General features: G+C 68.2%; 12 protein-coding genes. 4 read left to right on the top strand and 8 right to left on the bottom strand.

What is annotated here, in order from left to right:
• Positions 1–6: 6 nt before the first annotated feature.
• From ACZ7OH_RS28150 to ACZ7OH_RS28135, 4 genes are all read right to left on the bottom strand, one after another.
• Positions 7–669, bottom strand: a complete 663-nt coding sequence (locus ACZ7OH_RS28150) for a hypothetical protein (protein WP_470283558.1) — start codon at positions 667–669, stop codon at positions 7–9.
• Complete coding sequence (locus tag ACZ7OH_RS28145; protein WP_470283557.1) at positions 606–1,235, bottom strand: hypothetical protein; 630 nt, start codon at positions 1,233–1,235, stop codon at positions 606–608. The genes ACZ7OH_RS28150 and ACZ7OH_RS28145 overlap by 64 nt, the downstream gene beginning before the upstream one ends.
• A 182-nt stretch (positions 1,236–1,417) precedes the next feature.
• Entirely contained in the window at positions 1,418–1,576 is a 159-nt protein-coding gene (locus ACZ7OH_RS28140; RefSeq protein WP_470283556.1) for a hypothetical protein, read from the bottom strand.
• Between the two features lie 241 nt (positions 1,577–1,817).
• A complete protein-coding gene (locus tag ACZ7OH_RS28135) occupies positions 1,818–3,086 on the bottom strand; it encodes a pentapeptide repeat-containing protein (RefSeq protein WP_470283555.1) in 1,269 nt (422 codons plus the stop codon).
• Here ACZ7OH_RS28135 and ACZ7OH_RS28130 point away from each other — a divergent pair.
• Together ACZ7OH_RS28130 and ACZ7OH_RS28125 are read left to right on the top strand one after the other, a co-directional pair.
• On the top strand, positions 3,085–3,297 hold the full coding sequence (locus tag ACZ7OH_RS28130) for a hypothetical protein (RefSeq protein WP_470283554.1): 213 nt from the start codon (positions 3,085–3,087) through the stop codon (positions 3,295–3,297). The genes ACZ7OH_RS28135 and ACZ7OH_RS28130 overlap by 2 nt on opposite strands.
• Complete coding sequence (locus ACZ7OH_RS28125) at positions 3,294–3,818, top strand: hypothetical protein (RefSeq protein WP_470283553.1); 525 nt, start codon at positions 3,294–3,296, stop codon at positions 3,816–3,818. Before ACZ7OH_RS28130 ends, ACZ7OH_RS28125 begins: the two co-directional genes overlap by 4 nt.
• 39 nt (positions 3,819–3,857) lie before the next feature.
• Here the strand turns inward: ACZ7OH_RS28125 and ACZ7OH_RS28120 are convergent, their stop codons facing one another.
• The 4 genes from ACZ7OH_RS28120 to tnpC form a co-directional block, all read right to left on the bottom strand.
• The gene (locus ACZ7OH_RS28120) at positions 3,858–4,337 is read right to left on the bottom strand and encodes a hypothetical protein (protein ID WP_470283552.1); all 480 of its coding nucleotides are present in this window, start codon (positions 4,335–4,337) and stop codon (positions 3,858–3,860) included.
• Positions 4,338–4,462: 125 nt separating this feature from the next.
• Positions 4,463–6,043: a DNA polymerase Y family protein gene (locus tag ACZ7OH_RS28115; RefSeq protein ID WP_470283551.1), complete on the bottom strand. Its 1,581-nt coding sequence runs from the start codon at positions 6,041–6,043 to the stop codon at positions 4,463–4,465.
• On the bottom strand, positions 6,040–6,750 hold the full coding sequence (locus ACZ7OH_RS28110) for a hypothetical protein (RefSeq protein WP_470283550.1): 711 nt from the start codon (positions 6,748–6,750) through the stop codon (positions 6,040–6,042). Before ACZ7OH_RS28110 ends, ACZ7OH_RS28115 begins: the two co-directional genes overlap by 4 nt.
• An 80-nt stretch (positions 6,751–6,830) precedes the next feature.
• Positions 6,831–8,258 (bottom strand): IS66 family transposase, encoded by a 1,428-nt coding sequence (gene tnpC, locus ACZ7OH_RS28105; protein WP_470283549.1) that lies wholly within the window; start codon positions 8,256–8,258, stop codon positions 6,831–6,833.
• 1,465 nt (positions 8,259–9,723) lie between these two features.
• On the opposite strand from tnpC, the gene ACZ7OH_RS28100 reads away from it, so the two are divergent.
• A complete protein-coding gene (locus tag ACZ7OH_RS28100; RefSeq protein WP_470283548.1) occupies positions 9,724–10,950 on the top strand; it encodes a cytochrome P450 family protein in 1,227 nt (408 codons plus the stop codon).
• 242 nt (positions 10,951–11,192) lie between these two features.
• A complete protein-coding gene (locus ACZ7OH_RS28095; protein WP_470283547.1) occupies positions 11,193–11,678 on the top strand; it encodes a hypothetical protein in 486 nt (161 codons plus the stop codon).
• Positions 11,679–12,015 lie beyond the last annotated feature (337 nt).

The raw sequence follows: 12,015 nt of genomic DNA, 5'->3' as shown, positions 1-12,015 counted from the left end.
AAGCCGTCACGGTGACGTTCCGCCATCGTCTTCCGAGGAGCGCTCCGGGGCGTCGACGCGCCGTGCAGCACGCTCCGCCGCAACCCGATCGATCTCGGGCATGTACGCCAACATCGTCCGCTTGACCCGCCGGAAGTTACGGCGCCGCGCAAGCCAACTCTCGTACGAGTCAATCTTCAAGTCCGCGCGGATCGCCTCAAGCGCCAGATGGGACACGATGTGCTCCTCACGCTGAAGCTCGGCCTGCTGCTGCTCCTCCAAGATGTCCCATGAGGCCAGCCTGCGCATGACATAGCGATACTCCTCAAGCGCCCCGATTACCGTGCTGCTGGCGAAGACCTGCATGTTCCGCTCCAGCGGCACTAGCCGCTGCAGGACGTCGTCCGGATCGGCGCCGGAGTAGTTCTCGCCCAGGAAGATGCCGGCATTGTCGTTGATCACGTTGACGTACTCGATGTACAGGTCATACCGCTTGTCGATCAGCCGCGACAAATGCGTGTTGGTCCGGTTCTTCCGCTCGCGGCGGGCCGTGAACCACTGGGTGAGCATGACTCCGAGAAAGGCGATGACACCGCCTACCAGCGGCCCTGCGATCTGGTCCCAGGTCACGTAGTCGCCTCCGCCTTCGTCGCCGACGTGACCGTCGGGCCCGGCCAGCCACCCGGCCACTCCTCGACCGTTCGGGAACGCCAGAGCTGCCACCAGTACGTGCGCAGCTTCTTCGCCGTCCCGACATCCCGTCGCGCAACCAAAACGAAGTCCTTCTGTGCCTCACCCAGACGGAGCTGCCAAGCCCCGGCCCGCTCCAACTGCACTGCCCGATCCGCCGCCTTCCTTTCGGTCGGGATGCAGTCGAACAGCTGAGCCACGATCGCCGTGATCTCCTCCGCAGCGGCACGCGGCTCCGGGTTACCGACCAACCTGATCTCTGACAACGCGGCCAAGTAGCCCGAGAACGACTTGCGCGCCTCGGCCGACAGGTACATCACCGTCGTGGTGTGCCGCCACTGGAACGGCTCCCACTGCCGCGACGCCAGCGCGATCGCTCCCAGCTCCACGAACCAGGTCAGCAGGTCACCGGTCGCGACGAGGAACCCGAGGTAGGCGCCGCCCCGGGCCGCGGCCTTCGCGCCCTTGTCCTTCTTGCCCGGCGGGACTGCCGCCCACATGCCGTGCGCGGCCTTCAGCCCGCCAGCGACATGGCCGACGACCTTCGCGATCTCGCCGAACGGCACCGCGGAGAGAGTCATCGGCACATCCAAGCCCACGACGAAGATCTACGGCGGGAGGGCGACACGCGTGTCGAAGGCCCCGCACCTGCCGAAGGGCGGCCCCACCCGACGCAGATCTTCGCTGGCTTACGCGGCCGGAAGAACGGATCGGGCAATCCGTCGGCGATAGCGGATCGAGCCCGAGGTCAGGGGCGCCAGCTCACCCGGGCGGCCGCGATGATCCCGCTGCGGCGAGCTTGTTCCAGCTCAGCGCGGCGGTCCTCGTCGCTGTAGGAGCCGGTGGCGGGAGCGCGGACGCCGCACCGGACGCCGGACGACGGTGCGGCGTTCCCTGAACGCCACACCTGTCCATATCCTTCCGACACATCCTCAGTAAAACGGCTATCGGCCGCAGCCAGCGGTTTCCGTTGCAGGAGCCCGATATGCGCGCTGCGGTCGTCGGACTGGTCCAGCGAGGGGAGGCTGGACCTGCTCAGCCCGGTCAGCGGGTCCGGTCACCGGCCGCGCCGCGTGGCCTTCATTGATCCGCCGGTGCAGCGCCCGTCACACCAATTGTGAATGTATCCGGCGGAGTCGACAAAAACGTTAGACTGCGCCTTCTCTCGAATCGGGAACGTCCTCATCACGCAGTGACGTGTACCGCTCAATTGGCTTGAAGGCAAGCCCCATGCGGGTTGTCCCGTCGAACCTAAAATCACCGCTGAAGGTCGCGTCGTCGAAATCCGCAACGTCGGCGAAGGTCGCCTTCCTGAACGCGGCAGTGCCAGTGAAGGTCGCCTGGCTGAACGAGGCATTACTGGTGAAGGTCGCCTCGTTGAACCCGGTACCGCCGGTGAAGGCCGCCCCCCTGAATGAGGCGCCACCATTGAAGGTCGCCCTGTTGAACCTGGCGTCGCCGGCGAAGGTTGTCCGGTCGAACTGGACATTGCTGGCAAAGGTCGAGTAGTCGAACCAGGCGTCGCCGGTGAAGGTCGCCCTGCCGAACCAGGCGCCGCGAGTGAAGGTCGCCTGGACGATCCAGGCGTCGCCGGTGAAGGTCGCTCCGTCAAAGGCTGCTGTGGCCATTGTGCAGTTATTGAAGGAGAAGCCGATGAGGGTGGCGCCGGTGAGGTCAATCTCGATATCGCGCCAGAAGGAATCCATACCGGGGAGAAGATGGAACTTCAGGATGCGTTGGGCGGTAAGGCGAACCTCGCGTTCTTGCAGTTGGTTCTCCCGGACGTGGGCCCCGCCGACTACTGGAGTGAGGGTGCGGCGGACAGCGGTCGATCGCAGCAGAGGGCGTCGCACGCCCAGCGGACGCGGCCCGCTGGTTTCCAGAGGCGGAACGTAGGGGTTGCGTAGGTAGGCACAGATCACGTTGACAACCGTCTGCCGCTGGCGCGGGTTGTCCTGGGCAACCCGTTCGAGGGCGTAGAGGCCGCCGTGGCGAACCGCAGCCTGCGGGGAGCCGAGCTGCTCCACGGCTTTGAGGTACAGCTCGGTCAGTCGCCGCTCGGCCGCATCGTGCTCCTGATGGGCAAGGGCACGTTCGCGGTTGTCTAGGTCTGCCTCGGTGGAGTGCTGTCGGCGCCAGGACAGGTACAGCGCGACGACACCACCGCTGCCGAACGCCACACTCAACCCGACCTTCAGCGCGTCCAGCCTCGCGGAAACCAACTCGGGGCCGCTGAGCCCGGCTGTCGCCGCCCACCACAGCACTACGACCGCTCCCGCAGTGAGCACAGCAATCACAGCCGCGGTGAGCCACATGATCCTCGGCGACAGCTCCCGCAGCCGCGCCCGCTGCGTCGCTGTGTCAGAGCGCGGCAGGGCAGGTAGTTGCGGGTCGGGCCGGGAGGCATCGTCGGTCATGTTCATCTATGTTGCCGGTGCCGAACAGGTTGTTTCAGGCCACCTCGAGCGGGCATCGACCACTGCTGGTCGTGATGGCCCGAAGGGCTGGTGCGAAGCCGGCGCGGCCGTGGACGGCGGCGTCGTGTCGTCGGTCACGTTTGTTTACGTCGCCGAAGGCAGTCCGGATGTTGCAGACGCGCGCGGCCGCTACCCGGCAACGCGGTCATGACCAGCAGTGCACAACTCTGGGAGACCTGCCGCCTCATCGAAGCTCGTGACCAGGCGGAACGACGTCTGTCCGAATGGGCTCACCTCGACACGGCGGTCCAATATCCACCCGATGCCGCGCCACAGCAGGGACTCGTGCTGGTCGTGCGGCCGCCAGGCGCCGACAGCCTCACCGGACACATCGAACTGCGCCTCGACGGCGCCCTTACCGGCACCGCCACCATCACGTGCTGCACCTCCTGCCGGAGTGCCACGCTCGACTATGTCCAGGTTGCCGCTGGGTACCGCCGACTCGGCTACGGTCGCACCCTCGTCGCGGTCGCCCGCGCGCGCATGCCCGGCTACATCTGGACCGCGCCACTGCCGGAGGGCGGCATCGCCCAGGCCTTCCTCGCGCGTCTGCCGTACCTACGAGCAGCACCAGCGTGCGTTCACCAACGGGACCCGCAGCGCCGACTAACCTGTCCTTCCCTTCTGCCGCCCGTGAGTCCTGGCGCAGGTAGCCCGAGCGTATTCGCATGAGCACAGGTCAGAGCCAATGGGTTCAGCCGATCGGGTCGCTCACCCCGAAGCATCGTCGGCCGCGCGAGTATCCGCGAAGTCGATGAGCGCCTGGTGTAGTTCGGCGACGTGGACGTAGCGCAGCTCCACCGTGCGGTCATGGACCCGTGTCGCGGCCTCGACGACGGGCCCTGCGATCGTGACCCAGCCGTCCTCGGTCCGCGGGTGACTCCATCGGCCGAGGTCGCTGTTCACCCGGCCGATGAAGTCGCAGTACAGGGCATCGCCGAGCACCTGGTCGAGTGTGGCGATCACCGGGCCGAGGTCGATGATCTCGAACCCGAATCCGCGTTCGGCCGACGCCTCCTCGACGTCCAGCTGGGGCAGCGTCACATCGTCCGACACGGCATGTGCGGATCTGGGGGCGCGTGCGGTGGGTGCGCTGTCTGCGGGCGCGGTCCGGTGAAGACGGGCGCTGTCGGTGAACATCTCGACTGCCCAGTGACCCATCTGCGAGGTCGGTTTCAGCAGCACGCCCACGATGTCCCCCGGTTCCCGAGCTGGTTGGATGCGTCCTTCCCCGTCAGTGTGGGAAGACCGGCCGGGTAGCGGCGCGCAAACCGAGGCAACCACCCGAAAGGGGCGGAGCCCTTCAGACTCTCCGGTCAGTCGTAGATCCCCTCGACCGTCCACTGTGGGTTCTGGCCGATCGTGACGGCCAGGATCAGCGCTCTGTTGCGGTCCGCGGCCGAGTCTGCGAGGACCATCTGGGCCCGGGCTGCTCCCGGCGGGTTTCCCGCCTGCACGGTCGGACGGTGCAGCCACGGGCCGGCCCAGCTGATCACTCGAAGCGCTGGCTCGCCGTCGACCGCGACCGTCACCGGCAGGTCAGTCAGCTCCCCACGCATCGTGCACCCGACCTCGCGCCCGCCGGCGCCGTGAACGACCGCCGGGACCGCGCGGCGCGGGACTGTCGCCGGGGACGGTGCCGGCAGCCGGCCCGGCCACGGCGCATCCGCGGTCACCGCGCCCCGGGGATCGCCCCACGGGATCAGGCGAACCCGCTCGGCTGGACTCCGGCCGCCGTCCACCAGCGGAGTAAGCACCGCCCCAGGCCCGAGCAGCCCCTGGATGCGCACCATCGCCCGGCCGGCCCGCTCGGCGGCGTCGGCGTCGCGGCCCATCGCGCCCAGCTGCAGCTGCAGTGCCTCACCCCCGACCAGTTCCTCCGGCACCAGCCGCAGCCGGATGATCCCGGAGCTCGGCCGGTCACCTGGGGTGGCGGTGAGCCAGCCTTCGCACTGCCAGCGCACCCGGTCCGCGGTCGCGCGGGCGGTCAGCGGTTCCGCGCACCGCCACACCCGCAGCCGTTCCTCGCCTGACTCGGTCACCGCCACGATCGCCAACCGCGTGCACGCCATCCCGTGGCGGGCCAGACCGGCGAAGAAGCGCTCGCCCAGCGTTTTCGCGATGAACGCGGCCTCGTCGATTCGCTCCAGCGGCGTCTCAAACTCCTGGATCACCTCCAGCTCCGGCGGCAGGGCGCGGCGCAGCGGTGGACGCTGCGCCAAGCCGCGGGCGAGCCGGTGCGCGAGGATCGCATCGCGCCCGAAGCGGCCAGCTACGTCCCGCTCCGCGATCGCGGCGAACGCGCCCAGCGTCCGCAGCCCCAGCCGCGTCAGCAACCCGACCAGTTCGCCGCGCTCGTCCCCCGGCTGATCCAGCTCGGTGATCGGCAGCGGCGACAGGAACTGCGCGGAGCCGCCAGCGGCGACGACAACAGCCCGGCGAGCGGCGAGGGTCGCGGCGAACAGCCCGTCGGCGATCCCGATCTGACACTCCACGCCGGCGTTCGCCGACACCTCGTCCAACAGCCGCTCCGCCAGCGCCTCTTCGCCGCCGAAGTAGCCGGCCGCCCCGCCGACCGGGACCGCGACGACCCCAGGACGAACGACTTCGACGCCCACCGCGTGCTGCTCCACCGCGGCAGCGACCGGTTCGAACACCCGGGCATCGCGATCGGGATCATGCTGGTGCACCACTAGCTCCGGGCACCGCGACTGGGCGTCGCGGCGGCGCATCCCGCGCCCCACCCCGCCGCGGCGCGCGGCTGCGGAGCAGGCCACCACCCGGTTCGCCGAAAACACCGCAGCAGGTTCCAGCAGCGATGTGCCCGCGGCGGCACCGGCAGCGACAACCGGCCAGTCCGGGCACCACAGCACCAGCAGCCGCGGCGCGTCGCTCACCCGGCCACCTCGATCAGCGGCCGCCGGGCCACTCGCTCCCGAGCGGCAGCGACGGCGCCACCGGTGTCGGGCAGCTGCAGCGGGATCGACTGCGGGCGCGTGGCGGCGCCACGGCCGCGGCTGGTGGCCACGACGTCGCAGGCCTGCAGATACCCGTAGCCATCGGGGGTGGTGCCGCGCCAGGTGTGGCCGGACAGGCGCAGTTCGACATCGACGCCCGGCCAGGGCCCTGCGGCGAGCAGGACAGTGCCGCGGGTACGTAGCCGGCCTGCGAGCCGCCGTGCCAGCTGCGGTGAAGCGCTGCGGCACACCGTCGGGCCCACCACGATCAAGTCGAAGCCGTCGACCAGCGCCGAGAGTACGGCTACCAGCTCTGCGCCCGGCTCCGGGACCAGCGCCATCCGGTCCAGGTCGACGCCGAGTTCGGCAGCGGCGACCAGGCCGAGGTCGGGCATCCCGGCGACCGCGGCCCACGACCCGGCCTGGGACGCCTCGGCCAGCAACGCCAGCACCAGCGACGTCGACCCGATAACCGAGACCGTGCTGCCCCGCCGCAGCCCACCGCCGGGCAGCAAAGCGCCCAGCGCCGACAGCACCGGAAGCGCGCCGGATGACTCCGTGGTGTCTGGGCTGGGCTGACGGAGCTGGGAGGCCGTGCGGATGCCGGCGATCGCGGTGAGCTCCGCGAGCGCTTCCGGTTTCGCCACTGCCGCTCACCTCCAGCACCACGAGCCCGCACCGGAGACACCGGCGTACACAGATCGCAGGCGAACCCGAACGTAACTGTTCAGGTCATTTCGATAGTTGTTGGCAGCCAGGGGTTTCCGGTGATGGCGTCGCGGAGTGCGGTGATGATGTGGAGTCCGTTTTTGCGTGCGGTGGAGATGTAGCCGCGGACGCGTAACCATGCCTGGGCGCCGTGCTGGGTGCGCCAGCCGCCGGAGATCTTCAGCTGGGCTTTGATCATGCGTAGGTCGCGTTCGGCTTGGTTGTTGGTGAACGGGACGGTGAGGTCGCGGGCGAACAGCAGCACTTGCTGCTGGTAGTCGCGCAAACGGACCAGCAGATTCCGGGTCTTGCTTTGCTTACGGCCTCGGTCCGGTGGGTGCAGCAGCAGGCCAAGATGGACGGTGCGGACGAACCTCGAGATCAACGGATCGGCGACGTGGGCGGGGATCGCGTCCAGGCCGGCGTCTCGCGCGGTATGAGCAGCGGTATTGAGCTGCTCGAGCGTCTTGATGGCGATCCTGGGCCAGGTGTGCTCCGGATAAGCCTCGCTGGCCGCGACCAGTTCTCGGAGGTGGTGGGCGTTGCAGCGGGCGTGGTTGCGTCCGTAGTCTTGGTAGGACATCAGGCCGTCATGGACCGCGACACCGTGGAACCGGGTGAGGATCCCGAAGTCATCCATCGCCTCACCACCACGCTGGCGGTGCGGCAGGTAGGCGGTCAGGCGTGGGGTGCACGCGACATGCAGCCACCAGTTCTTGCCTTCGACCCGGATGCCGGTCTCGTCGAAGTGTGCCACCGGCGCGGCCCGCAACGCGTCCTCGACCCGTTCGGCGAACCCGTTGAGGTTGGCGGCGACCGGAGGGAGGACACCGGCGGTCCAGCCAGTGGACACGGGCAGCCCGAGCAGGTCCGCCAACAGCTGCGCCGTCCGGGCAACCGGGATGTGCTGGTAGGTCAGCAGATAGACCGCCAACGCGGTCACGTTCGGCCCGTAACAGGCGGGCGCGGTCGCCTCGGCCGGTGCGGGCGCGGTCGTGACGTGGCGGCAACCACGGCACCGCAACCGGTGCAGACGATGCTCGGTCACCGACGGACGCACCGGTGGCAGGTCCACGACCTGCCGCCGGATCATTCCCGCACGACGGGCGCGGCGCAGGGCCGCGCCGCATCCCGAACAGGCCGACGGCTCGTGGTCGAGGATCGTGTCCGGGTTCTCCACCAGTGACAGGTTCGCCCCAGGCGCTCCGGGTTGCTTGCCCTGCTTGCGTCCGGATTTGCCCCGCAGTGACTTGGGGGCGGGTTTGCCGAACCGGTCCGACGATGGTGGCATCGAGGAGTTACCCGAGTTTGTGCCCAGCCGGTGCTTGAGTGCGGCGACTTCGGCCCGCAATGCGGTGATCTCCTCCCGCGCACGCGCGAGCTCCACGGCCTGCGCTGCGACCAGCGCGGCCAGCTCGTCATACGACGGACGAACACCTTCCCCCACAACAAGATCATCCCACACGTCCGCTCGCAGCCCGACAACGACCTGAACAGTTACACCCGAACATTACTCGAACACTTGTTCGGATGATGTGAGATTACTACCGTCCTGTCAAGCCGAGCCATCGAACGTCACTCACTAAGGCGAGAAGGTCAGCGCAGCGCGGTCGAGACAGCACCGATTGTCGCTTGTCGATCACTGACTCGATCACCTCCCAGGACGTTTCCGGGAGTTGTGCCTCGACGTGGTCTAGCACGGTCCAGGTGGCCGTCGCCAGATTCACCTGACGCTGGCAGGAGCGGGCAATGACCGGCGCATACCTGCCACAGCCGGGCCGCCGGCACGCCAGCGTCGAAGCGCTCGTGCGCGACAACGGCCGATGGTTCACCCCGGCGCCTCTTCCGCCAGATCAACCCTGGGACCTCCAGAAGCACTGCTACAGCGACGCGACCCTGCACAGCGAGGCCTAGGGTCTGGTGTACGTCGAGGGGTTCGCCATCCACACGAGCGGGTTCCCGGCCGCGCACGCCTGGTGCGCCCAGCCCGACGACACGGTGAAGGACCCGACCTGGGACACCGACGACCACTCCTTCTCGGCCTGCCCTTCACCTCCGACTACCTGCGCGACCGCGAGAGCCAATCGGCACCCGCGCCGTCCCGTTCGACCGACACCGCACCGGCGGGGACCCGCTCACGCACGGCGTGCCTCCGAACTCACTCGCACCGATCAGGAAGAGCGCGGACCTGACGTCCGCACCGCGCTTGAGCGAAGGATCCGACGACATGAACGCCCAGCAGTGTGGAATTCCCCTCTAGCTTGCTCCGCGCGGCAGCCGGAGCGGTCGAAACTCGAACTTCCCCGTCAAGAAAGCGCATTGGTCACCCATTGTTCACCTGATACCAGCTCCAATATCCCCCACGCGGGTGACTTCGCTGAGATGGCGGACAAGCGCTGGCCACGTGCCATTTCACTCGTTGAGGTCACGCGAACCGCGCCCTCGCGATGGCACAATTATTAACGCTGTCGACCGGACGATCCTTGGGGGTGACACCATAACCGGAAGCCAGAAGGCTACGTGCTGCATCACTACCGCAGGCGTGTTCACCAGGTTGAACGTAGTCGCCACGCCGACTCAGGCGGCCACGGCCCACTCGGCTGCGGCCACCATCTTGCCACACCTTTCCTGCAGCGCCGGATTCAAAATGTATTTCTGTTCGGTGAACCCCACCGGTGGGGTCACGCCTTGAATTGAGTTCTGGAACAACAGTGGCTCTTTAACCGCTGCGCCGTTCTACAGCAGCCCGCGAGTCGGCGCGACACGGTCGCGAAGGTCGCGAAAGCGCCGGAAACACCCTTCGCAAGGGAGCGACCGTGATCTGCACACTGGACGCCCGCTGACCCGCAGCCAGCATTCCGCATTTCGATATCGGCCGGGATCCGCGCGAAAACCGGCAGGGGGGAATGAAAATGGAACCGCCGATCACGCTCGACGTCAACGCATCCGACGTGCACGCCGAAGGCGCCCGCCTGCGGGAACGGGGGCCGGTCACCCGGATCGAACTGCCCGGTGGCGTTCCGGCCTGGGCCGCCACAGGCCACGATGTCCTGCGTCGGCTGCTGGCCGACGCCCGGGTGTCCAAGGACGCGGTGCAGCACTGGCCCGCGTTCACCAACGGGGACATCGCCGAAGACTGGCCGCTGCGGATCTGGGTGTCGATCCGGAACATGTTTACCGCCTACGGCGCCGACCACCGGCGGCTGCGTTCCCTGACCGCCGCCGCCTTCACGGCCCGTCGCACCGAGGCGCTCCGCCCGGAAGTCGAGGAAATCACCCGGGACCTGCTCGACGCCATCGAGGCGAATTCAAGTGACGCGCCCGTCGACCTGCGGGCGCGGTACGCCTACCCGCTGCCCATCGAGGTCATCTGCCGGCTGTTCGGCGTCCCGCAGGACAGCCAGGCCGGGATCCGCGAAGTCGTGGACGGCTTCTTCGACAGCGCGATCACCGAGGGCCAAGCGCAGGCGAACGTGGCGGCGGCGTACACCCTGTTCACCGACCTGATCGCGCAGAAGCGCGCGGCGCCCGCCGACGACCTGACCAGCGCCCTGATCGCCGCGCGCGACGACCGGGACGGCGCGCTGACCGAAACCGAGCTCGTCGACACGCTGATGCTGATGATGACCGCCGGCCACGAGACCACGGTGAACCTGCTCGACCACGCCGTCACCGCGCTGCTGACCCACCCTGATCAGCTCGCCCTGGTCCGGTCCGGGCAACGGTCCTGGACCGCCGTGATCGAGGAGACACTGCGCTGGCAGGCGCCGATCCCGTACACGCCGCTGCGGTACGCGGTCGAGGACATCGAGGTGGACGGCACGGTGATCCGGCGCGGCGACGCGATCCTGGTCGGCTTCGGCGCCGCCGGGCGCGACCCCGCCCAGCACGGCGACACCGCCGACGAGTTCGACATCACCCGCGCGGCCGCACCGCACCTCACCTTCGGCTACGGCGTGCATCACTGCCCGGGCGCGCCGCTGGCCCGGCTCGAAGCCGAAGTGGCACTCCCAGCACTGTTCGATCGATTCCCGGAGCTCTCCCTCGCCGTGCCACCGGAGGAACTGACCACCCTGCCCACGTTCCTGTCCAACGGGCACACCAGCCTGCCCGTCCACCTCCGGCCCGCACCTCGCTGACACCGCAACCGTGCACTCGGACACCTGTCGGTTCCCGGTCGAAGACGACGCCACCCGCTGGCGCTAATGGCTCTTCCACTCCGTCCCGTGGTCGCCGCCGCCGTCAGCGGTCTCATGCCGGCCGGATCATCCCCGGTCAAGGCCGCGAGGACCGCTCAAGCATCGCCACCCGGGTCAAGCATGCCTGGCCCTCACCGTCCAATTACCGTGAACGCCGCCGGGGACACTGAACAGGAGGTCCTGTGGGAAGTTCGTCGGAAGCGGATGTGGTCCAGCTGTTCCAGGCAATACCGATCACCCAGTTGCCTGCAGTCACGCGTGTTCACGACAACTCCGGAACCATCGGGTTCTGCATGCCGGTGCCCGGCAGGATCTGGCTGTACATCCTGCTGTGGAAGCTGGTACCGCGGCGCCTACGCCGATGCCGGTGCTGGTATCACCGCGGCGACTGGCGGGCAGCAGCAGAGATCGCGCTGCAGGCTCTGAACAATGCGGAGGCAGCTGGCGTTGCCCCCGATGACGTGCTGCCCTACATCGGCAGCGTCATGCGCCGCCTTGAGTTGGACTCGTGGACCGACAAGGCGGCGAATTCCTTCTTTGTCCATCCGATCACGATCGGCACGGACTTGGCCGGCACGGAGAAGCTATCCAACGGACAACACCGTACGTGGCTCATGCGCGAAGCGGGTGCGCCCACAACGATCGTTGCGATCGACGTCGAACCCTGACGAGCCGAAAGCTGGTCCGCGCGATCCGCCGACGCTGTGATCAACCAGCTGTCGGAGCGACCGTCTCGCTTGCCAGCCGCCAGTGCGGCGCTGGTTCACTTACCATGGTCACGAGTGTTTCTTCTGGCGTCGTGCAGACGGTCGCGGCGCGGGCGCCGCGGACACGATCCGTGGCCGCGTCCGCCGTCCGGACATCAGCCGACGCTTATCCGTCGCAACCGGGCCATCGTCACGCCAGCATCGAAGCTCCCCGCGAACTCGCTCGCGCCGATCGGGCGGCGCGCAGGTACAGCGCACTCGCTGGACACTGGGTGACGAGCTCCGGTCGTTTGCAGCG

It is taken from the genome of Amycolatopsis sp. NPDC114478 (assembly GCF_055633805.1).
The sequence above is the reverse complement of the archived record's forward strand: the minus strand, read 5'-3'. Positions and strand labels throughout refer to the sequence as shown.